The organism is Sphaerospermopsis sp. LEGE 08334 (assembly GCF_015207205.1).
In the GTDB taxonomy this organism is placed as follows: Bacteria; Cyanobacteriota; Cyanobacteriia; order Cyanobacteriales; family Nostocaceae; genus Sphaerospermopsis.
Map to the genome: position 1 here is coordinate 52,380 of NZ_JADEXH010000026.1, position 21,061 is coordinate 73,440.

The 21,061-nt window shown below is 37.2% G+C and carries 21 protein-coding genes; 10 read left to right on the forward strand and 11 right to left on the reverse strand.

All coding sequences use genetic code 11. The annotated features are described in order from the left end of the window. Window positions 1–481 precede the first annotated feature (481 nt). From IQ237_RS15530 to IQ237_RS15545, 4 genes are all read left to right on the forward strand, one after another. On the forward strand, window positions 482–733 hold the full coding sequence (locus tag IQ237_RS15530; RefSeq protein ID WP_194056679.1) for a UPF0175 family protein: 252 nt from the start codon (window positions 482–484) through the stop codon (window positions 731–733). Then, a complete protein-coding gene (locus IQ237_RS15535; RefSeq protein WP_228020339.1) occupies window positions 726–1,235 on the forward strand; it encodes a DUF3368 domain-containing protein in 510 nt (169 codons plus the stop codon). The genes IQ237_RS15530 and IQ237_RS15535 overlap by 8 nt, the downstream gene beginning before the upstream one ends. A 20-nt stretch (window positions 1,236–1,255) precedes the next feature. Continuing rightward, window positions 1,256–1,819 carry a Uma2 family endonuclease gene (locus IQ237_RS15540; RefSeq protein WP_194056681.1) on the forward strand — a complete coding sequence of 188 codons (564 nt, stop codon included), beginning with the start codon at window positions 1,256–1,258 and terminating at the stop codon, window positions 1,817–1,819. A gap of 76 nt (window positions 1,820–1,895) precedes the next feature. Beyond that, window positions 1,896–2,621, forward strand: coding sequence for a Uma2 family endonuclease (locus tag IQ237_RS15545; protein WP_194056683.1), 726 nt, complete (start codon window positions 1,896–1,898; stop codon window positions 2,619–2,621). A 38-nt stretch (window positions 2,622–2,659) separates the two neighbouring features. On the opposite strand, the gene pdxH is transcribed toward IQ237_RS15545, so the two are convergent. Further along, entirely contained in the window at window positions 2,660–3,304 is a 645-nt protein-coding gene (gene pdxH / locus IQ237_RS15550) for a pyridoxamine 5'-phosphate oxidase (RefSeq protein WP_194056738.1), read from the reverse strand. Between the two features lie 110 nt (window positions 3,305–3,414). On the opposite strand from pdxH, the gene IQ237_RS15555 reads away from it, so the two are divergent. The 3 genes from IQ237_RS15555 to IQ237_RS15565 all read left to right on the forward strand — a co-directional run bounded on the left by IQ237_RS15555 (window position 3,415) and on the right by IQ237_RS15565 (window position 6,811). Further along, window positions 3,415–4,488: an AI-2E family transporter gene (locus tag IQ237_RS15555; protein ID WP_096565631.1), complete on the forward strand. Its 1,074-nt coding sequence runs from the start codon at window positions 3,415–3,417 to the stop codon at window positions 4,486–4,488. A gap of 158 nt (window positions 4,489–4,646) precedes the next feature. After that, entirely contained in the window at window positions 4,647–5,471 is an 825-nt protein-coding gene (locus IQ237_RS15560; protein WP_096565633.1) for a segregation/condensation protein A, read from the forward strand. Window positions 5,472–5,641: 170 nt separating this feature from the next. Then, entirely contained in the window at window positions 5,642–6,811 is a 1,170-nt protein-coding gene (locus tag IQ237_RS15565) for a sugar phosphate nucleotidyltransferase (RefSeq protein ID WP_096565635.1), read from the forward strand. Between the two features lie 67 nt (window positions 6,812–6,878). Here IQ237_RS15565 and speA read toward each other — a convergent pair whose 3' ends face one another. Beyond that, a complete protein-coding gene (speA, locus tag IQ237_RS15570) occupies window positions 6,879–8,912 on the reverse strand; it encodes a biosynthetic arginine decarboxylase (protein ID WP_096565637.1) in 2,034 nt (677 codons plus the stop codon). Between the two features lie 432 nt (window positions 8,913–9,344). Between speA and ndk the strand changes: the two genes are divergently transcribed. After that, complete coding sequence (gene ndk / locus IQ237_RS15575; RefSeq protein ID WP_096572562.1) at window positions 9,345–9,794, forward strand: nucleoside-diphosphate kinase; 450 nt, start codon at window positions 9,345–9,347, stop codon at window positions 9,792–9,794. Window positions 9,795–9,916: 122 nt separating this feature from the next. Here ndk and IQ237_RS15580 read toward each other — a convergent pair whose 3' ends face one another. The 9 genes from IQ237_RS15580 to IQ237_RS15620 all read right to left on the reverse strand — a co-directional run bounded on the left by IQ237_RS15580 (window position 9,917) and on the right by IQ237_RS15620 (window position 17,725). After that, on the reverse strand, window positions 9,917–10,636 hold the full coding sequence (locus IQ237_RS15580) for a TerC family protein (RefSeq protein ID WP_194056685.1): 720 nt from the start codon (window positions 10,634–10,636) through the stop codon (window positions 9,917–9,919). Between the two features lie 270 nt (window positions 10,637–10,906). Then, a complete protein-coding gene (locus tag IQ237_RS15585) occupies window positions 10,907–11,332 on the reverse strand; it encodes an HNH endonuclease (RefSeq protein ID WP_194056687.1) in 426 nt (141 codons plus the stop codon). After that, window positions 11,329–11,670 (reverse strand): hypothetical protein, encoded by a 342-nt coding sequence (locus tag IQ237_RS15590; RefSeq protein ID WP_194056689.1) that lies wholly within the window; start codon window positions 11,668–11,670, stop codon window positions 11,329–11,331. Before IQ237_RS15590 ends, IQ237_RS15585 begins: the two co-directional genes overlap by 4 nt. A gap of 111 nt (window positions 11,671–11,781) precedes the next feature. Beyond that, window positions 11,782–12,042 (reverse strand): type II toxin-antitoxin system RelE/ParE family toxin, encoded by a 261-nt coding sequence (locus tag IQ237_RS15595; RefSeq protein WP_194056691.1) that lies wholly within the window; start codon window positions 12,040–12,042, stop codon window positions 11,782–11,784. Beyond that, window positions 12,039–12,287, reverse strand: coding sequence for a hypothetical protein (locus IQ237_RS15600; RefSeq protein WP_194056693.1), 249 nt, complete (start codon window positions 12,285–12,287; stop codon window positions 12,039–12,041). The genes IQ237_RS15595 and IQ237_RS15600 overlap by 4 nt, the downstream gene beginning before the upstream one ends. 223 nt (window positions 12,288–12,510) lie before the next feature. Then, window positions 12,511–15,528: a type ISP restriction/modification enzyme gene (locus tag IQ237_RS15605; protein ID WP_194056695.1), complete on the reverse strand. Its 3,018-nt coding sequence runs from the start codon at window positions 15,526–15,528 to the stop codon at window positions 12,511–12,513. 168 nt (window positions 15,529–15,696) lie between these two features. Further along, on the reverse strand, window positions 15,697–16,287 hold the full coding sequence (locus IQ237_RS15610) for a Uma2 family endonuclease (RefSeq protein ID WP_194056697.1): 591 nt from the start codon (window positions 16,285–16,287) through the stop codon (window positions 15,697–15,699). 246 nt (window positions 16,288–16,533) lie between these two features. Then, window positions 16,534–16,956, reverse strand: a complete 423-nt coding sequence (locus IQ237_RS15615; protein WP_194056699.1) for a hypothetical protein — start codon at window positions 16,954–16,956, stop codon at window positions 16,534–16,536. 76 nt (window positions 16,957–17,032) lie between these two features. Beyond that, the gene (locus IQ237_RS15620; RefSeq protein WP_194056701.1) at window positions 17,033–17,725 is read right to left on the reverse strand and encodes a hypothetical protein; all 693 of its coding nucleotides are present in this window, start codon (window positions 17,723–17,725) and stop codon (window positions 17,033–17,035) included. A 755-nt stretch (window positions 17,726–18,480) separates the two neighbouring features. Here IQ237_RS15620 and acs point away from each other — a divergent pair. Together acs and IQ237_RS15630 are read left to right on the forward strand one after the other, a co-directional pair. Continuing rightward, window positions 18,481–20,451 carry an acetate--CoA ligase gene (gene acs, locus IQ237_RS15625; RefSeq protein ID WP_194056703.1) on the forward strand — a complete coding sequence of 657 codons (1,971 nt, stop codon included), beginning with the start codon at window positions 18,481–18,483 and terminating at the stop codon, window positions 20,449–20,451. Window positions 20,452–20,573: 122 nt separating this feature from the next. Then, window positions 20,574–21,059 (forward strand): DUF4365 domain-containing protein, encoded by a 486-nt coding sequence (locus tag IQ237_RS15630; RefSeq protein WP_194056705.1) that lies wholly within the window; start codon window positions 20,574–20,576, stop codon window positions 21,057–21,059. The last annotated feature ends 2 nt before the right edge of the window (window positions 21,060–21,061 follow it).

Consider the following 21,061-nt stretch of genomic DNA (forward strand, 5'->3'; position numbering starts at 1 on the left):
GATTTTAGGATGTACAGGATGGTTTTTGAAGATTGATCTAAATTTTCAGAAATTGTATTTTGTCAGAATCAGGATAACCAGGATTTGAGGATGTACAGGATAAGAACGCAGATAAACGCAGATAAACGCAGATAGTGAGAATCAGGACAACTAACATTTATGGATGTAGAGAATGAAAACAGAAAATCTCTCTGAAACCTCTTCCCTTCGTGTCCTTTGCGTTCTTTGCGGTTCGTTCTTTAGTGACTTGTGCGTAACCAACCATCATTAAATAACATCCTGAAAATCCTGTAATCCTGGACATTATCTCGACTTCGCTCGATAACCACCTGATTCAGACAAAAAAATCTTGACTTTTGACTTTTGACTTCCCGCAAGGGTGTTCTGATTCAGACAAAAAACAGTTATACTCAAATCAGAGACGCTAAAACTGCATTTCCAGTCTGGAGACTGGGAACGAGGAAAACAAGGAAATCAAATTATGAGTATAGTATCCTTAGAAATACCAGAAGAAATATTCATCACTCTCAAAGAAACACCTGAAAACTTATCAAGAGAGTTACCAATTTTAGCCGCAGTGAAACTTTTTGAACTGGGTAAACTCTCATCAGGGAGAGCAGCACAATTAGCGGGAATTTCGCGGGTAGAATTTTTAACAATTTTAGGACGTTATCAAGTATCACCATTTTCCTTGACGGCTGAACAATTAGAACAAGATGTTAACAATGCTTAATTCTTCAGTGCTTAATTCTTCAGTCATAGTCAATACTTCACCTCTGTTGTATCTTCATCAAGTTGGACATTTAGAGCTACTACAAAAGCTGTATAGTGAGATTTTAACACCTCCTGCGGTGATTGAAGAATTAGCAGTTGGTAAAAAGCAAGGAATTAATGTACCAGACATTCATTCTATTGATTGGATTTTAATTACTCCGGTAAAATCAATTAGTTTAATTCCTGCTATTATAGATTTGGGACAAGGTGAAGCAGAAGTATTAGGTTTAGGTTTAGAAAAACCTGGCAGTTTGTTAATTTTTGATGATCAATTAGCTCGACGTATTGCTAATATACACAAATTAAAATACACGGGAACATTAGGTGTTTTAGTAAAAGCTAAAAAATTAGGTTACTTATCTTCTATTGCTCCTGTGATTGCTATGTTGAAACAACAAGGAATGTGGTTAAATGATAGCATTATTAATGATGTTCTCAGATTAGCTGGAGAATCTTTCTAAAAATAGAAATACAAAAAATCATGCCCACAATAATTAATCAATCCCTCACCTTAACAGAATTTCTCAAACTCCCAGAAACCAAACCGGTGAGAGAATATATCAACGGAGAAATTATCACTAAACCCATACCCAAAGGAAAACATAGCCGCTTACAATTAAGACTATGCAATACTATTAACGATATCACCGAATCTGAAAAAATCGCCTATGCTTTTCCTGAGTTGCGTTGTAGTTTTGGAGTGCGTTCTGTAGTTCCTGATATCGCGGTTTTGAAATGGTCAAATATTCCCTTTACTGCTGAAGGTGAAGTCCCTAATGATTTTTTCATTCCTCCAGATTGGACTATTGAAATTCTCTCACCTGAACAAAATTCAAATCGGGTGATAGATAATATTTTATATTGTTTAAATCATGGTTGTTTGTTAGGTTGGTTAATAGATCCTGAAGATCGTTCTATTTTGGTTTTTCGTCCCCAACAACAACCAGAATTATTCAGAGGTGATCAACAATTACCAATTTTAGAAGAAATCAATTTACAATTAACAGTTAATCAAATATTTGCCTGGTTAAAAATGGAAGGTTAAAGAATATCCAAATTGTTTCTGATTTCAACATTGAAAATCTGGTAAATCCTAATTCACATCACCTATAAATAAATCTATGATTCTACAAACGCAACCCATCCAAAAAACACCCCTTGTCACCTGGGAACCACTTCCCGCTGATTTTATTTTACCTGACGACCCAGTGGAAAATATTCAACAACCGCCTTTAGCTGCTGCACTCACCGACGCTTTAGGTGCAGCAGGACGCATCCTCCCACAAATGCTGATTGGCTCTAATTTTGGGCTTGTAGCTACATTAAACAAAAAAATCATCGTCAACGCCCCCGACTGGTTTTATGTGCCACAGGTGCATCCTGTCGCTGCTGATGTGGTACGTCGCAGTTATACCCCCAACCTCGAAGGAGAAGCGGTAGCTGTGGTGATGGAATTTCTTTCTGATACCGAAGGTGGAGAATTATCAGTACGTTCCACACCACCTTATGGAAAGCTGTATTTTTACGAACACATTCTCCAAGTTCCCACTTATGTCACTTATGATCCCTATGAACCCAGTTTAGAAGTACGTTGTTTGCAAAATGGAGAATACAACAAACAAAAAGCAGACCCTAATGGACGTTTTTGGATTCCTGAACTCTCACTATTTTTAGGAATTTGGCCAGGTGAAAGATTATGTCAAACCATGAACTGGTTGCGGTGGTGGGATAGTGACGGAAATTTGCTGCTGTGGAGTAGTGAACAAGCTGAACAGGAACGTCAACGTGCAGATTTATTAGCAGCTAAGTTACGAGAACTAAGTATTGATCCGAACACAATTGTATAATTACTATTCCCTGTCACCTGTCACCTGTCACCTATTCTTTAAGGTGACAAACGTTCTATTTTCCAACTTCCATCATCCCACCGAGAATAAAGCAACCGATCATGTAACCTGCTAGAACGTCCCTGCCAAAATTCAATCTCCTGGGGAATAATCCGAAAACCACCCCAGTGAGGTGGTCTAGGAACTTCCTGATTTTCATATTTACGCTGGAAATCCTGTAATTGTGCTTCTAAAACTTCCCGACTAGGAATTACTTCACTTTGATTAGAAGCCCACGCGCCCAAACGACTATTATGAGGACGTACTTCAAAATATCCATCCGATTCTTCAGCAGAAATCTTTTCTACACATCCCACAATTCTCACTTGTCGTTCTAATTCTGCCCACCAAAATACTAACGCAGCTTGAGGATTGGCTGTTATTTCTTGTCCTTTGTGACTGTTGTAGTTGGTAAATAAAACAAAGCCCCTTTCATCAAAATCTTTTAATAAGACCATTCTGGCTGAAGGTTTACCATCAGGGGTAGATGTAGCCAAAGTCATGGCGTTAGGTTCTAATAATTTTGCTTCTAGAGCCTGATCAAACCATAATTTAAATTGTATAAAAGGATTAGGGTTAACTTCTGTTTCATTCAAATCTTGCAAAGTGTAGTCTTTACGAAGGTCAGCAATATTTTTATCCATTGGTAATGGGTAATTGGTAATTGGTAATTGGTAATTGGTAATTATCATACATTTTATAACCTATTCCCCATTCCCTATTACCTATTCCCTATTCCCTAAGATTAAATCAAATGCGCCGTTCAGCCTCTTTACAAACTCTGCTAATTTATGGTCTGAGTGGCCCGATTATCGCTCTCAATGTCTGGCTACTGTCTCTGCTGTTTGGTTATTTCCAGCATCCAATTACTATTCTGAGTATTGCGGCAATTTTGGCGTTTTTGCTGAATTACCCGGTTAAATTATTGGAAAGGTTTAGATTTACTCGCACTCAGGCAGTGATCATAGTTTTAATCTTCACTTTAGCTTTGTTGATTATTTTGGGTTTTACCCTTGTACCGATGGTAATTGACCAAACAATCCAACTTTTAAACAAAATTCCTGATTGGTTAGCCTCCAGTCAAGACAACCTGGAAAATTTGCAAATGTTAGCACGTCAGAAACGTATAAAACTTGACCTAAGTTTAGTAACTGAGCAAATTAATGCTGGTGTGCAGAACATTCTACAACAGATAGCTTCTGGTGCGGTGGGATTTGCGGGAACGTTGTTATCGGCGTTGCTGAATATAGTGTTAGTAATTGTACTAGCTTTTTATATGCTGCTATATGGCGATCGCCTGTGGTATGGTTTAATTAATCTCCTGCCATCTTATATTGGCATCCCCTTCAGCAAGTCCTTACAATTAAATTTTCAGAACTTTTTCCTTAGCCAATTATTACTGGCACTGTTTATGGTGGTAGCCCTGACACCGATTTTCTTATTTTTAAGAGTACCATTTGCCCTATTATTTGCCATTATCATCGGTATTTCTGAGCTTATTCCCTTTATCGGCGCTACATTAGGGATAGGGTTGGTAACGTTATTAGTGTTTTTACAGACTTGGTGGTTAGCATTTCCAGTAGCAATGGTAGCAATTATCATGCAGCAAATCAAAGATAATATCCTATCTCCCAAGTTGCTTGGTAACTTTATCGGACTCAATCCCCTATGGATTTTTATAGCGATTTTGATGGGATTTGAAATTGCTGGTTTGTTGGGAACACTGGTTGCTGTACCCATTGCTGGTACTATCAAAGGCACTTTCGACGCTATTAAAAACAACAAAAATGGAAATTCTGTATATAGTTATGCTGTTGTTGATGATTAGTGACTGGGGACTGGTGACTGGTGACTGGTGACTGGTGACTGGTGACTGGTGACTGGGGAAAAATATTTACCTTCTTCCTCCTGAACTCCTGACTCCTGACTCCTGAACTCCTGACTCCTGACTCCTGAACTCCTGAACTCCTGACTCCTGATAAATTAATGGATGCCCAAAAACTATTAGAAACGATTACACACTTGATTGAACAAGCCGAAAAGGGAGAAATAGACCCTTGGGATGTGCAGGTGATAGAAGTGATTGACCGTTACCTAGAACTAATGTCACCACAAACCACCGCTAGAGGTTATGAAACTGATTTGTCTCAATCGGGACAGGCTTTTTTGTCAGCATCCATGCTTGTACTATTTAAAGCCAATACTTTAATGCAATTGTCAACCGTAGATAATATTATAGATAATGTGTCTGATGATGCAATACTGGATATTGCCGATAGTGAATTATACAATGTTCAACGTTTGCAATTAGAGCGACAGTTGCGTCGTCGTCCAGCAGCAATGCCACCACCAAAGCGTCGTGTGACCCTGCAAGAGCTAATTGAGCAATTGCAGATTATGGCTAACCAGCTAAAACGGGTAGAGAAAACCAGCAAACCTATCCGTCCTAAGCGTCAGCCGAGTATGAAAACGATGCGGGAGGCATTAGAATTAGCTCACCAAGAAAATTTAACAGAAGTAGCTTCAGAATTAGAACAGGTGCTGCATCTTTCTGCAAGGGAGTTAAATGTACAGGAACAATGTTGGAATCTAGAACAACTGGTAAAATTGTGGACTCAGACAAAGCAAGCAGGGAAAAAATCAGCAAATGCAAATGATTCTGACCATGAATCAGAAAATGGCGACATGGTGAGCGTTTTTTGGGCTTTACTGCTGCTGTCTGCACAATCTAAAGTAGAGCTATATCAGGAAGAATTTTATCAGGAGATCACAATCCGTTTACCTAATTCAGCCAACCGTGCAACCCCATAAACGACAATAAACGACTATAAACGACCATAAACTAAAATATTCGTGAGCAAAATCCAGAATCCTAGTACATTGATAAATATAACTTAGTGATGATTAAGTATCACGGGATAAAAACAGTAAACTGGCTTGTGGTTGAGGAATAGTTGAGGAATAGTTAAGGAAAAAAAATTATGAAAGCGATGATTCTCGCAGCGGGTAAAGGCACTCGTGTACGTCCTATTACATATACCATTCCCAAACCAATGATTCCCATCTTGCAAAAGCCAGTGATGGAATTTTTGCTAGAGCTATTGCGTCAACATGGTTTTAACGAGATTATGGTGAATGTTAGCCATTTAGCTGAGGAAATTGAAAATTATTTCCGTGATGGTCAGCGGTTTGGTGTGCAGATTGCCTATTCTTTTGAAGGGAAAATTGATGATGATGGTAAACTGGTTGGGGAAGCCATAGGTTCGGCTGGGGGGATGCGCCGTATCCAAGACTTTTCGCCTTTTTTCGATGATACGTTTGTGGTCTTGTGTGGTGATGCTTTAATTGATTTAGATTTAACTGCGGCGGTAAAGTGGCATAAATCTAAAGGTTCAATTGCTACCATTATTACTAAGTCTGTTCCCAAGGAAGAAGTTTCTAGTTATGGTGTGGTTGTCACAGATGATGATAACCGCATTAAGGCTTTCCAAGAAAAACCTTCGATAGAGGAAGCACTCAGCACAAATATCAACACGGGTATTTATATTTTTGAACCAGAGGTGTTTAAATATATTCCTTCTGGGGTTGAGTATGATATTGGTAGTCAATTATTCCCGGAACTTGTAAAAATCAATGCGCCTTTTTATGCCATTCCGATGGATTTTGAATGGGTAGATATTGGTAAAGTACCTGATTATTGGCGAGCTATTCGCGGTGTGCTGTTGGGTGAAATTAAAAATGTGCAGATTCCTGGTTATGAAGTCGCCCCTGGTATTTACACTGGTTTGAATGTAGCTGTGAATTGGGATAAGGTGGATATTACTGGACCTGTTTACATTGGTGGGATGACAAGAATTGAAGATGGTGCGAAAATTGTTGGCCCGGCGATGATTGGGCCTAATTGCTGGATTTGTAGTGGTGCAACAGTAGATAATAGTGTGATATTTGAATGGTCGCGCTTGAGTCCGGGAGTCCGTTTGGTTGATAAGCTGGTATTTGGTCGTTATTGTGTGGATAAGACCGGTGCAGCTATTGATGTGCAAGCAGCCGCTTTAGACTGGTTAATTACAGATGCACGTCAAACTCCACCTTCGGAAATTCCTTTAGAACACCAAGCGATCGCCGAATTGTTAGGGACAAGTATAATTTAGGTAATGGGTAATGGGTAATGGGTACAAGTTTTTTCAATTACCAATTACCAATTACCAACCACCAGTCCTAACTATTATTCAAGTAAGTATATCTCATGAGACTTTGCTCGTAAGTTTGTAGCAGTCTTTGAGATTCGGCTAGGGTAATGCGGTTTTCTTCTAAGGCTTGTTCACAACGCTGGCGGATGTTTTCTACCATGTCTTCTGAGTCGTATTGTACGTAACTTACGACTTCTCTCATGGTATCACCCTTGACAACGTGTTCTATTTGGTAGCCTTTGGGTGTGAGTTGGATATGAACGGCGTTTGTGTCACCAAAGAGGTTATGTAAGTTACCCATGATTTCTTGGTAAGCGCCGTTGAGGAACATTCCCAGATAATAGGGTTCGTTAGGTTTGAATTTATGCAGTTCTAAAACTGATTTGACATCTCGTAAATCAATAAATCGGTCAATTTTACCATCACTGTCACAGGTGAGGTCTGCTAAAATTCCTCTTTGGGTGGGTTCTTTATCTAGCTTATGTATGGGCATGATGGGGAATAGTTGATCAATTGCCCAACAATCAGGCGCTGATTGAAATACGGAAAGATTGATATAGTAGATGGAAGCCATGATTTTTTCTAGGTCTTCCAGTTCATCGGGTACGTATTCTTGTTGTTTGGTAATTTCCAGAATTTTGTGGCAACAAGCCCAGTATAAACGCTCGGCTTTAGCCCGTTCTTTGAGTCTTAAAATTCCCAAGTTAAAACGGCTGATGGCTTCTTCTTTGAATTGGGCTGCGTCGTGGTAAAATTCTTGATAGTTCTCTTTGTTGATGGATTGATAGGTTTCCCACAAATACCTGATAATGGGTGATTCTCCTTCTTGTGGTTCTTCTGGGGTATCGCGGGGTACATCACTGGTACTAAGAACGTCAAAGATGAGAACTGACTGATGAGACGCGATCGCTCTACCACTTTCACTAATCAGTGTAGGTACGGGAATCTGCCGTTCTGAACAGGTATCTTTTAATTCGGCTACAATATCGTTAGCATAGTTTTGCATATTGTAGTTTTTGGAGGCGTAGAAGTTGGTTTGGGAACCGTCGTAATCTACACCTAAACCACCACCGACATCGAGATATTTCATGTCTGCGCCTAACATCGCTAATTCTACATAAATGCGACTGGCTTCTTGAATGGCATCTTTAATCACATTGATGGCGGAAATTTGCGAACCGATATGGAAGTGTAACAACTGCAAAGAATCGAGTAAATTGGCTTCTTTGAGTTTTTCCACTGCTTCCATAATTTCCGGGATGGTTAAGCCAAACTTAGCGCGATCGCCTGTGGATGTTCCCCAGCGTCCCATGCCTTGGGTGCTTAATTTTGCCCGTACACCTAAAATCGGTTTAATACCTAACTGATGACTAGCTGCAATGGCTATATCTACTTCTTCAATTTGTTCTAAAACGATAATCGGTGTTTGTCCGAGTTTTTGGGCTAACATTGCCGTTTCAATGTATTCTCGGTCTTTGTAGCCGTTGCAAACTAACAATGCTCCTGGTGTATCCAATATAGCGAGAGCAATCATTAACTCCGGTTTAGAACCGGCTTCTAGCCCAAATTGGTGTGGTTTGCCAAATCTGACCAAATCTTCAATTAAGTGCCTTTCTTGGTTACATTTGACAGGGAAAACACCACGATAAACACCGGGATAATTATAACGAGCGATCGCTTTCGCAAAACAAGCGTTTAATCGCTCTATCCGATCTTCCAAAATATCAGAAAAGCGAATTAACAACGGCAGTCCCAAATTTCGTTGTTTTAAAGCATTGACTAATTCAAATAAATCTAGAGAACCCCCGCGATCGCCCTTGGGAGAAACTGTCACATGACCAGCAGCATTAATGGAAAAATAAGGCTTACCCCAACCTTCAATGCGGTATAAGTCCTCACTATCCTCAATTTTCCAAGTCCGAGATAAATCCCCTGACATGGTGCTAGGTGGTAACAGTTTCTTGTGCTTTTGGTTTTTCACTTCTGATTTATCTGATTTATCTGATTTATGACCATTGGTAGGCACTTTCACCATCTCATCAGTAGTTGACTCAACACCCATTTCTTCCTGACCTCTGTATATCACCCACGAACTAACAATTTAACGCATTCGTCTAATAACAGATATGCACCTAGAAAGATTTTTTCTTGGTTAACAATCAGTTAAGGAAGGAGGCAGGAGGCAGAAGGGTAGGTATTTTACATTGTCGTGAGGGCAAGACTTGGGGGACAAGGAAGGACAGTGGACAAGGGAGGAAAACCGTACAAAATCATATTCTCTTGGTAACAAAAAGACTATTGTGCTGATAAAATCTTCCTTGTCTACTTTCCCTCCTTGTCTTCCTAGTCCTGCCTTAACAGATAATATTAAAAACCTACCCCTGCCCCCTGCCTCCTGCCCCCTGTCTTATTTCTTCCTGTAAATACTAGACAAAAGACGGACATACAATTGACAATTAACCCAGATAACTTTTTTATGCTTTTGGAGACAGCTTTGGAACGCACTTTTTTAGCAATCAAGCCTGATGGAGTTCAACGCGGGTTGGTGGGTGAAATTATCCGTCGTTTTGAAACTAAAGGCTTTACCCTGGTAGGCTTAAAGTTGATTAATGTCAGTAAAGAGTTGGCTGAACAACATTATGATGTTCACCGGGAAAGACCTTTTTTTGCTGGGTTAGTAGAATTTATTACCTCCGGTCCCGTGGTGGCAATGGTTTGGCAAGGTGAAGGTGTGGTTGCTTCTGCAAGAAAAATTATTGGTGCTACCAATCCTTTAACCTCTGAACCTGGTACTATTCGCGGTGATTTTGGGATTAATATTGGTCGGAACTTGATCCACGGTTCTGATGCGATTGAAACTGCACAACGGGAAATTAAACTGTGGTTTAAGGATGAGGAGTTGGTTAGCTGGACTCCTCATTTAGCTCCCTGGTTGAAAGAGTAAATTAGGTGACAGGTGACAGGTGACAGGTGACAGTTAATAAGCAGGGTAGCAGGGAGCAGGGGGAAATTATTTGTATTTTCCCAGTCCCCAGTCCCCAGTCCCCAGTCCCCAATCACCAGTCCCTATTTTACTTCTGTTTTTTCTGGTTCTTGGGTTTTGATTTCTACTTCTGTGCGTTTGGAAAAACCCCAGGTTAAGACTATGGCGATCGCACTTACCATGATCCATTGCGGTGGTACTAAAGCTTCGTTAATGACTTTGATTAATAGACGTAAACCCACAAACGCTACAGTGATATAACCTGCGTCTGCTAAATTTTCATATTCATCTAACCAGCGAATAAATAACCCGGCCATAAATCGCAGGGTGACGATACCGATGGTTGTACCGGTGAGGACTAACCAGGTTTCTTGGGAAACGGCGATCGCTGTTGTCACACTATCTAAGGAAAAGGCTAAATCTGTAAAGGCAATTACTGGTATAACTTGCCATAAAGAACTGTATTTGGGTCCGTGATGATGATGATCTTCGTCTTCCTGGGATGTGAAGTGTTGGAATACCAACCACAACAGGTAAGCAGCACCCAATAATTCAAATTGCCAGAATTTTTGTACCCAGGTAGCTGTTAGCAGTAGGGTAATTCTTAAAACATAAGCAAATACTAAACCAATGTTTAATGCTTGACGTTCTAGTTTTTGATCTTCTAGTCCTTGGGCGATCGCAGCGAGGGCGATCGCGTTATCTGCGGATAGCACCGCTTCTAGAAAAACCAATATCAGCAGAACTATAGATGCTTCAAAGCTGAAATTAAAGTGTAGGTAATCAAATATTTGGTCTAGCATTCCAATTTCTCAAACAACGGAAAATTTTAAATTAACAGCAATATATATTTTTACGATAGCTACTGTAATAAATTGCTACTTTTTCTAGTTTACCATGATTCTGACCAAATTAGGTGACAGTTGACAGTTGACAGGTGACAGTAAATAAAAATATCCCCGACTTCTTTTTTTATCTCATCAATAAAATTACTAAATTATCTCAGAATTTAGGGATCTAAATATCGTGTAAATCCTTTAATCATGGTTATCCTGATTCGGACAAATTAAAAATTACAAATTGGGTGGATGTTCACCCATCTTTACCCACATTTTCCGCACACGAGTTAATTGTGGACGATTCATTTTTAAAGCATTAATTGTACTTCTCCCTACAGCAGTTAATCCTATAATTTCTGTATGATCTTCATTCCAAGTAAAATGATCTATCCATCTCTGTTGTTGTGGATGAAATAATTTAACTTCTTCCTGGGTATTCGGATCAATTGCTGTTTGACGAGTTGCTTTATAACGATTACAAGATGGACAAGATAGACAGAGATTTTCAAATACAGTTTCACCCCCAGCAGATCGAGGAATGATATGTTCAAATTCAAAGGTACTAACTGTTAAATATTCAGCAGTACGACAGTAAACACAACAATCACCAAAACAACGACGGATTTTCGTCTGTAATTCAACAGAAATGTAAATACTCACGCTACTTTAGATTTATTTTCCAGTTGGTTTAAAGTATATCTTGCTCTAGTTTTGAGGATATTCAATTGATCAATCTGCGCTATTAATTTATCTAACGTTTCTCTTTCTTCATCAGATAATTGATGATCAGCATTTTTCATCAATAAATTATCTAATTCAGTTTGACTTTTAACAGATAAAGAAGTTTCTGCTAAAGCTTGCAATTCATCCTCAGTTAAACCAATTAATAATTCTGAATTTGCCGATAAATTGGTTAACTGTTGGTAAGTTTCCATATTTAACAACACACCAATTCTTTCTCCTTGGGTGTTAGTTATGTACTGCACTGATTCAGGCATAATTTTAGATTGATTCAAAAATTAATGTGATTCAGATTTTATTATACTTTATATTATAAGATACAACAATATCCCCGACTTTTTTTTAATCATTTCCATAAATATCAAAGTTTATTTTCTGTACACATCTTTCCTGTGTGAACAGTGCAGAACTATGACTGTTAAGTTTACATCATCAATTTCATAGCGTACCCTATAATCTCCTACTCTAATTCTATATTCATTTTCAAAACCTTTGAGTTTTTTCACTCCCGATGGAAGAGGATCTTCAACTAAAGCTAAAATTATTTCTAAGATTCTCTCGTTAATGTTTGGTGGTAAATTTTCCAGTTGTTTCTGAACTGGTTTAGGAATAATAACTTGGTAATTCATGAAATTTGACGCTTGTGATTTTTTATATATTCTTGAATTGTTTGATAATCACCATTTTGATAAGCTTTTCTCGCTTCTGCAATTTCTTTCATTATTTGCGGATTTTCTTCTATTAAATTATCTTCATCATCATTTATTAAATCTTCTTCTAGGAATTGTAGGATTTTTTGTTTTTCCGCTAAACTCAAAGATGCGATCGCCTCTATTAATGATTCTAAGGGAATTTGTAATTTAATTGTTGTCATTTTCTCAATCCTCTAATTTAGCACTTTTTAATTATATCAAATTTTATCACTTTTTTCTATTTTTATTAAAACAAGATCCCCGACTTCTTTTTTCAATCATCTTCATAAATTACTAAACCATCTCAGAATTTAGGGATCTAAAATCCTGTACATCCTTAAATCCTGGTTATCCTGATTCAGACAAAATTAGGTGACAGGTGACAGGTGACAGAAATTTCTTCATTCATACACTCATTTCCTTAATAATATTCATCGTCTCTACACTCACTGTACACACTCTCATCAACAGTTCTATTACCTGTTCTTTATAATCTGCAAACCGATAATTATTAAACTTTTCCGCAATGGTGGGATCTTTGGGTTTCTTTTCTTTATATTGATCTAATATCCATTCTAATGCACTCCGATTTCCTAACTTATGTGACCAAGCTATTTCAGGAACTCCTGTTAATGTGGTAATATCATCTAAGATGATTATACCTTGATTTTTATCTGCTTTTAGTTTAACTTTGATGGTTTTTTGGGTGTCTTTTAAGGGAATATCTACACGGTTTAAATTATAAGGTGTGACTGTTTCATAAGTTATATGTAATTCCATCAGTTGTTTTCCCCAGTTCACCCATTTTTGGAAGTTTTCATAATAGGGTAAACGAGGAAATTCTCGTTTTAAATTTAGTTCGTATTTTTTGCGGTATTCTGGGTTATGTAATACTGAGTATGTATAATGGAAGATGTCTATTTTGGTGATTGTTTCATCTTGATAATGGGTTTGAATTTGTTTTAATCCCCAGTCTGTTATATTATCAATGCGGTTTCCTTCTTTGTCGTAGCGATATAATGGGAGACATTGAGAACCTGCGGGTAAACAATTCAAATCAATAATTATTTTAGATGCTAAAGTCTGAAAATCTTTAGGTGATGAAAGTCCCGGTATAGCAATATATTTATTTTCTTCATCATCTTTCTTGTAGATATCAAACCATTGATAAGTCATCCCATTAAAATGCTTATCAAAATAAAAGTATTCCTGATAAAAAGGACGATATAAGCTTTTAATAATTTGTTCACTTTCAAAAAGTTTACTGATTTTCCTATCTAGGTACTTATTTAATTCTCTATCCCATTTAATTTTATCCTTGTCTGGATATTTTGAATCTTTCAATGTTTCTTGATAAATAAAAATTAAAAATTTAATTTTTTCCTCTAGCGCGTTTTCAGATAAATCATAAACCCATTCATCTCTTTGAGTTTTCAAACCTGAAGAAAACAGTTTAAATACAGCTTCTTCTGCTTTACCTGCTTTCACATCTTTATCAACCAAAGGGAAAAGATCATCAAAATCATTATCAGATTTATTTATCCAATTAAAATTTTTATCAGGTGTGATATGTTGAAAAGGAATTTGATTAAATTTATTTGCTGCTAAATAGCTAATTTTATTGTCTCTTATTTCATGAACATGAAAAGGATGAGAATAGAAAATTTTACAACCTGATGAATTACTATCTTTAATCAAAAAGCAGATAACTATACCCGTCATTGCACTTACACCAAAAATAGTATGTTTTTCACCAATAAATATACCATCTTTTCCAGAAATTGCTCTCACATTCCCACCTAAATCAATACAATAAACATAATTAAATTCATCTTGCATAGATTTTCTAAAACCATCAAATGCACGACTATCTAAAAAAGATGAATTAGTAATAAAACAGATAATACCATTCTTAATTCTATCAGTCGCCCATCTATAAAAACGAATATACATATCATAAAGCACAATTTTATTTTGCGCTTTACTATATTTTACATAACTTTCTTTAATCAACTTATCAATATTCTGATAACTATGATTTGCATTATTATCATTAAAATTTTCCTGCTTTGCATTATAAGGAGGATTCCCAATAATTACCGAAATAGTCCGATCATTCTGTCTTTTAATCCTATCCGTATTCTCCAAAGTCATCGCAAACAAATCCATTTGCTTACCTGCAAATAATGTATTATCCAAAGTATCCACAAAACAAATATTTTCAAACTCCTCATACACCCCCATCTTCTGTTTATAAGTATATTCAATATTCAAATTTGCAATATAATAAGGTAAAATTGCCACCTCATTACAATGAATCTCATGTTTATATTTATGCTGTAAACTATGGGGAGGTAAATAATCAATCAACTCTGTAATAAATGTACCCATACCCGTCGCAGGATCTAAAATTTCTACATCTTTATCTGCTAACAACTTTCCAAAATGTTGATGTACTAAAAAATCCACACTTTCAATCATAAACCTAACAATTTCATTAGGGGTATACACAATACCCAACCTATCCGCAGCTTTGGGATTATATGCTTTATAAAAATTCTCGTATAATGCTTTGAGAAACTTCTGTTTTTCTTGATGATTGACAATATTTGCAGCAGTTCTTTTAATTACCGCATAATATCTTTCAATACTTCCTAAAGTATTCCGCTTTAAACTTACCGTGAAAAACGTCGAAATTACCCCTTGTAATTCCCGCGCAACATTATTTTCTTGATGAAATTGTGACTCACTGAAAATATTAATAAAAATATCCTCAGTTAAAATATGTTGAATCATCATTTCCCGAATATCTAATAATGTAATTTCCGGGTTAATAGACTTTTTACAAAGTTCCCAAAACTTATTTCTTGCACTTTTAAAAGATTGATTATTTCCCTCTTGACAATCAATCAACTTTCTGAGAGAATCTAATATAATGGGAATATCTTGTTTAAATATTTCTATCGCTTCTCGAAAGTCCTGTACTTCAGGACGAACAAAATTTATAAAGTTATTAATAATACCATCTAGCGCGTCTGCATCTTGCATAGATACGCGCATAGTTTCTGTACCACTTTGAATTAAAACCGCAGTTTGGGAATCTTCAAATAAAATATTACTATCAGGATAACCCTTATTTAACTTCTTCTCAATTTCCTGATCTAAATTATCATATTCGTCCTTACTTTCCCAGTAACCCCAATCTAACCGCAAAGCATCTTTCACCGTACCATCGGGATAAACCAATTTACCATTTGGTAATTTAAAATCTAATTCGGGAATAAGTAAAAAATCACGACGTTTGCAATATTCATTTAACAGATTTTGAAAAGCGAAACGGATAAAAGTTTCCTTTCTTGAACCACCAAACTGGATGATTTTTTGGACTTCCGCTTGATATTGGGTGACTAATAATCTAGACATAAATTACTAAATGCTGACTAATTAACCTGTTTTTCTATCTGCGTTAATCGGCGTTCATCTGCGTTTAATTATAATAATTGTATGTGATTTTTGATGCAAAGACAAGAGAAAATAAGTAAAGAATTATTGCAAAAAATAACTAAAAGCTGATTACTGATAGCTGAATACTTAATATTTCTCCTTAATAAACTCAATAAATTGCGATACCGCATCATATTGATCAGGAATAGCTAAAAACTGCAATAATAACTCCTGATCCAAATCTGTAAAAAACCGACTACGGTTAACTTCCTCATATTCCAAAACAGCATTTAAACTAAAAATTTGGATTTTATTATTTCTCCAAAACCAAACTTCAGGAACTCGCTTAGGTTTATATAATTCAGTTCTATTAATTGAACCACTACTAACGATAATTTCAATCACAAGATCAGGTACTTCTTTATTAGTACCAATACAATAAGATTCATCCGGTGTTCCCGAAGCATAACCCGCTGCTTCTAAAGTAAAACCACCCCTACCATAAAACCGAATCCCCTTGTATCTCATGTATGCTTCTAATAAATAAGAAAGGGTTTTTTTCACATATTCATGTTTATCACCAATAGGAGACATTATTTCTAGAACCCCTGCTAAATATGCCAATTTTACAGCATGATTTTCTGCTAACTGCACTTCAATAGTTTTAAACTGTTGCCAAGAAACACCAGGTACAGTTATCAGTTTTTCTGTTTCCTGTTCTAAAAGTGGAACTGTCATAGAAAAAACCGCTATTATTTTTAATCCATTATACTCTATAGCAATACAGCAGATTGCAGATCAATTAAGTAGATCAATCTAGTACAGAATTTAACTTGAAACCTAGACATAAATAGGGTTTTACTCCTGACTCCTGACTCCTGCTGCATTTCACAATAACAGGGGTGAAATTTTTTCATTATCTACTTACTGCTGTGAGGGTTTAGCATTGCTAAACCCCTACTGTTAAAATATGCTCTGGGAAAATTACAGCAACTTATCCAGCAAACTATTTGCTAAATCCAGTAAATCAAGATCACAAATATGAAGATAACGCGCTAGAATATCGCTAATAGCTAATATTTTTTGATCTTCCCTAGAAATCCCCAAACATTCTTCTAAATCTACAGCTAAATCAAACAGTGGCCTATCTCGTAAACGATACCTAATTTTTACTGCTATATCATCATTACTTACTAAAAATTCTTTAATAGTATCTAATAAAGAATGATTCAATATTTCATCATCATCCCATTTTTCTAACCAATCTCCATCGGCATCTTCAACATAAAGATGTACATAATTTACTCCATATTCTAACCAGTCTTGTTGCATTCTGCGGGCTGCTGCTAAAATTTCAGCAAATTCATCTACTTGAGTAATGCTGTTCATTTCTTTTTGGTTAAGCATAAATGCTGATAAATGCTGTCGTAAGCAGGTAACTATTTAGGATAGGATTCAGGTGTTCAATATCAACAATTTGATATCAGGAAAAGTTGACATACTTTCCTTGGGACAGATGATCACTGTTGTACAGCGCCACATTTACTAACTGGTGGATAAAATCATTTTCGGCAGGATTGTAACTTAAAAACAATCCTCGCTCTATTTCCCACATTTGCAGGGCATTTTGCCACTTTTCATATTTTTGACCATGAAATTCTTTACTAACACTGGTAATTTGAATACAAAGTGGTTTGTGTTGATGATTACTAACGATTAAATCTGTAGCCATAGAAAGGTCGGCAATATAACGCTGCCAAACACTTCCTTCACGACGTACAATATCTTGAGCTATTGATTTAATAATATCATCATCCAATTGATTAAACTCCCCTGCCATAACTTTTTTCTTCCAAATATAAAATTTGGCATCTGTTGAGTTGATCCACTTAGGAAATAAATAACTATACCAATACCTTTCATTGGCTGTCATTTGCTCAAATTTTGCTTGTCTGGCTGCTGCGGAAGGTAATGATTTAATTAGTAGCCAAATTGTAGAGTCTGTAATTACCTCTAGGAGAAACGCAAGCACATAAGGTTTAGCAGTCAGGGAACCAGGGCGAGTATATTTAACCCAACGATTGATCTCATTTAATCTTTTGGCTAACTGAGGATCTATTGTTGCGGCTCTCTCGCTTAATAACTTTAGTTTATCCTTTATCTCTTTTGCTTGCAAACTACGCCCTACTTTTCAGTCACTAAACTAAATAAACATTTTGTTTTCAATTTATACCTGGGAACAGATGTATATGATTCATGGTTTGGTGTATTTGGTGTTAAAATTTGGTTTTTGGTAAAATTTTGGTAAAATTTGCTTAATTAAAGAAAGATTATATTGACATTTTTGGACAAATGTTGTATTCGCCAAAATTTGAGGATTTCACAACTCTGGTTTTACCCAGTTAGCAGGTGCAAAATACTTACTGCCACAGTAGTTAGTATACTATACTTTTTCTGTCAGTCTCTATCACTCTGGTTGTTTATTTTCTGCAACTGGGGATACAGTTTTTTATTTGCGGATACTTTTCTATCTTATCCTGTTTTCAGGTACAAAATGTACTGTTTTTCTTTTCCTCAATCATACTTAATATTTTCTTTAGTTTTTATCTCCTCAGTGGCTTATTTTTGCTTATTTATGACTTTTGTCAACTGGGTTACTGGGATAAGTAAATCGGTAAGACAAAACCAAGGTATGTAAAAAAATGTAAAATTTCTCAAAACCTCTTCCCTTCTGCCTCCTGCCTCATGCCTTCTTTAACGAACCCCAAAGGACGCAAAGGACACAAAGAAGGAATAAAATAGGATATCACACAATTTGATAATTTTGTGATAGACAGTTGGATTCATATAGCTTAATGAAAATCTAAACAATATTTGCCAAAACTTTGCTAACAATAGTTTTCAGTCACAATACTGTTTACATAAGTCATCATGTCGCAACCGACGATAGAATCCATCCTACAGGAAAAGCGTCTGTTTCATCCAGCTAGTGATTTTTCCCAAAAAGCTCAAATCAAAAGTTTGGAAGATTATCAGCGTCTTTATGATACCGCAAAGGCTGACCCTGAGAAATTTTGGGCAGATTTAGCGGAAAATGAGTTACATTGGTTTGAAAAATGGGATTCTGTGTTAGATTGGCAACCTCCTTTTGCGAAGTGGTTTGTCAATGGTAAGATTAATATTTCTTACAACTGTCTTGACAGACATTTAACGACTTGGCGTAAAAACAAAGCGGCTTTGATTTGGGAAGGTGAACCAGGTGATTCTCGCACGCTAACTTACGCCCAATTGCATCGAGAAGTATGTCAGTTTGCTAATGTTCTCAAACAGTTGGGTGTGAAAAAGGGCGATCGCGTAGGTATTTATATGCCTATGATACCCGAATCGGCTATTGCTATGTTAGCTTGTGCGAGAATAGGCGCACCCCATAGCGTTGTTTTTGGTGGTTTTAGTGCGGAAGCTTTGCGCGATCGCCTTAACGATGCTCAAGCTAAAGTAGTAGTTACTGCTGATGGTGGTTGGCGTAAGGATGCTATTGTACCGCTGAAAGAACAGGTAGATAAAGCTTTAGCAGATAACGCCGCACCCAGTGTTACAGATGTCTTAGTGGTTAAACGCACCGGTCAAAAAACCCATATTGAACCAGGAAGAGATCACTGGTGGCATGATTTACAACAAGGTGTATCTGCTGACTGTCCGGCTGAACCAATGGACAGCGAGGATATGCTATTTGTTCTTTATACTTCTGGTAGTACGGGTAAACCCAAAGGCGTAGTACACACCACAGGCGGTTATAACCTATACAGCCATATTACCACAAAATGGATTTTTGATTTACAGGAAACAGATGTATATTGGTGTACTGCTGATGTAGGTTGGATTACGGGACATAGCTATATTGTTTATGGTCCCCTTTCCAACGGTGCAACTACTGTAATGTATGAAGGTGCGCCCCGTGCTTCTAATCTTGGTTGTTTCTGGGATGTGATTGAAAAATATGGGGTGACGATTTTTTATACTGCTCCTACCGCTATCCGCGCCTTTATTAAAATGGGTGAACATCATCCTAAATCCCGGAATCTTTCATCCTTGCGGTTGTTGGGTACTGTCGGTGAACCTATCAACCCCGAAGCTTGGATGTGGTATCATAAAGTGATTGGTGGTGAACGTTGCCCAATAGTTGATACTTGGTGGCAAACGGAAACAGGTGGCATTATGATTACACCTTTACCCGGTGCAATTGCTACTAAACCCGGTTCAGCTACCCGTCCTTTTCCTGGTATTATTGCGGATATTGTGGATTTAGAAGGTAACACAGTTCCCGATAATGAAGGTGGTTATTTAGCGGTACGTCATCCTTGGCCGGGAATGATGCGGACTGTATACGGTGATCCTGAGCGTTTCCGCCGCACATATTGGGAACATATTCCGCCCAAAGATGGTAAATATACGTACTTTGCTGGTGATGGTGCAAGAAAGGATGAAGACGGCTATTTCTGGGTCATGGGTCGTGTGGATGACGTGTTGAATGTCTCTGGACACCGCTTAGGGACTATGGAAGTAGAATCTGCGTTAGTTTCCCATCCGGCGGTTGCTGAGGCTGCTGTGGTCGGTAAACCTGATGAGTTGAAGGGTGAAGAAGTTGTAGCCTTTGTGACTTTGGAGGGAACTTATCAACCCAGTGAGGAGTTGAGTAAGGAACTGAAAAAGCACGTTGTTCAGGAAATTGGTGCGATCGCTCGTCCTGGGGAAATTAAGTTTACTGATGCACTGCCTAAGACAAGATCAGGTAAGATTATGCGGCGGTTGTTACGGAATTTGGCTGCGGGTCAGGAGGTGTCGGGGGATACTTCGACTCTTGAGGATCGCAGTGTGTTGGATAAGTTGCGGGAAGGTGCATAGTTTAGGTTAAGCTCACGCAAAGGCGCAAAGGCGCTAAGTAATATGGGGTGGGCAATTTTGCCTACCCTGTATTTTGGGAAGAAGATGATAATTTGAATTAAGATAGGGGTATACAGAACACAATGAGGGATGCACTGGGAGAGAGGGGAGAAGCAATATTTAAACTCTTAATAACAGAATTTCACTCTGCTGCTGGTCCTATTTTTAAGCCACAGTTTTTAGGAGATAAATGGCAGTATGTTGATTTTATTGTTGAGTTAGTAGGTGCGGGTTCTTATATTCCTTATTTTTTTGTCCAAGTCAAAACTACCAGACAAGGTTATACTAAAAAAGACAACCGTTTAAAGGTACAAGTAAAAAAGGAATCTGTAATTGGTATAGCATCTTATCCAGCACCAACTTATATAGTGGGAATTGATGAAGTTCAAGAAGTCGGTTATTTAGTTTCTGCTAATGGTGAAAATTTAACATCTCTCTCAAGTCTAGCTACTAACTTTCCTATTAATAAGCACAATAGAGAAATCCTTTGGGATGAAGTAAATAACTTTTGGAGTCAATATAACAATAATAATTTAGCTTCACAATTTTCTGATCAACAATGGAGATAAAA

What these genes read in the sequence shown, in the direction of transcription:
- IQ237_RS15530 (WP_194056679.1), top strand. Translation starts at nt 482, where the DNA reads ATGAGTATAGTATCCTTAGAAATACCAGAAGAAATATTCATCACTCTC.
- IQ237_RS15535 (WP_228020339.1), top strand. Translation starts at nt 726, where the DNA reads ATGCTTAATTCTTCAGTGCTTAATTCTTCAGTCATAGTCAATACTTCA.
- IQ237_RS15540 (WP_194056681.1), top strand. Translation starts at nt 1,256, where the DNA reads ATGCCCACAATAATTAATCAATCCCTCACCTTAACAGAATTTCTCAAA.
- IQ237_RS15545 (WP_194056683.1), top strand. Translation starts at nt 1,896, where the DNA reads ATGATTCTACAAACGCAACCCATCCAAAAAACACCCCTTGTCACCTGG.
- pdxH (WP_194056738.1), bottom strand. Translation starts at nt 3,304, where the DNA reads ATGGATAAAAATATTGCTGACCTTCGTAAAGACTACACTTTGCAAGAT.
- IQ237_RS15555 (WP_096565631.1), top strand. Translation starts at nt 3,415, where the DNA reads ATGCGCCGTTCAGCCTCTTTACAAACTCTGCTAATTTATGGTCTGAGT.
- IQ237_RS15560 (WP_096565633.1), top strand. Translation starts at nt 4,647, where the DNA reads ATGGATGCCCAAAAACTATTAGAAACGATTACACACTTGATTGAACAA.
- IQ237_RS15565 (WP_096565635.1), top strand. Translation starts at nt 5,642, where the DNA reads ATGAAAGCGATGATTCTCGCAGCGGGTAAAGGCACTCGTGTACGTCCT.
- speA (WP_096565637.1), bottom strand. Translation starts at nt 8,912, where the DNA reads ATGGGTGTTGAGTCAACTACTGATGAGATGGTGAAAGTGCCTACCAAT.
- IQ237_RS15580 (WP_194056685.1), bottom strand. Translation starts at nt 10,636, where the DNA reads ATGCTAGACCAAATATTTGATTACCTACACTTTAATTTCAGCTTTGAA.
- IQ237_RS15590 (WP_194056689.1), bottom strand. Translation starts at nt 11,670, where the DNA reads ATGCCTGAATCAGTGCAGTACATAACTAACACCCAAGGAGAAAGAATT.
- IQ237_RS15595 (WP_194056691.1), bottom strand. Translation starts at nt 12,042, where the DNA reads ATGAATTACCAAGTTATTATTCCTAAACCAGTTCAGAAACAACTGGAA.
- IQ237_RS15600 (WP_194056693.1), bottom strand. Translation starts at nt 12,287, where the DNA reads ATGACAACAATTAAATTACAAATTCCCTTAGAATCATTAATAGAGGCG.
- IQ237_RS15605 (WP_194056695.1), bottom strand. Translation starts at nt 15,528, where the DNA reads ATGTCTAGATTATTAGTCACCCAATATCAAGCGGAAGTCCAAAAAATC.
- IQ237_RS15610 (WP_194056697.1), bottom strand. Translation starts at nt 16,287, where the DNA reads ATGACAGTTCCACTTTTAGAACAGGAAACAGAAAAACTGATAACTGTA.
- IQ237_RS15615 (WP_194056699.1), bottom strand. Translation starts at nt 16,956, where the DNA reads ATGCTTAACCAAAAAGAAATGAACAGCATTACTCAAGTAGATGAATTT.
- acs (WP_194056703.1), top strand. Translation starts at nt 18,481, where the DNA reads ATGTCGCAACCGACGATAGAATCCATCCTACAGGAAAAGCGTCTGTTT.
- IQ237_RS15630 (WP_194056705.1), top strand. Translation starts at nt 20,574, where the DNA reads ATGAGGGATGCACTGGGAGAGAGGGGAGAAGCAATATTTAAACTCTTA.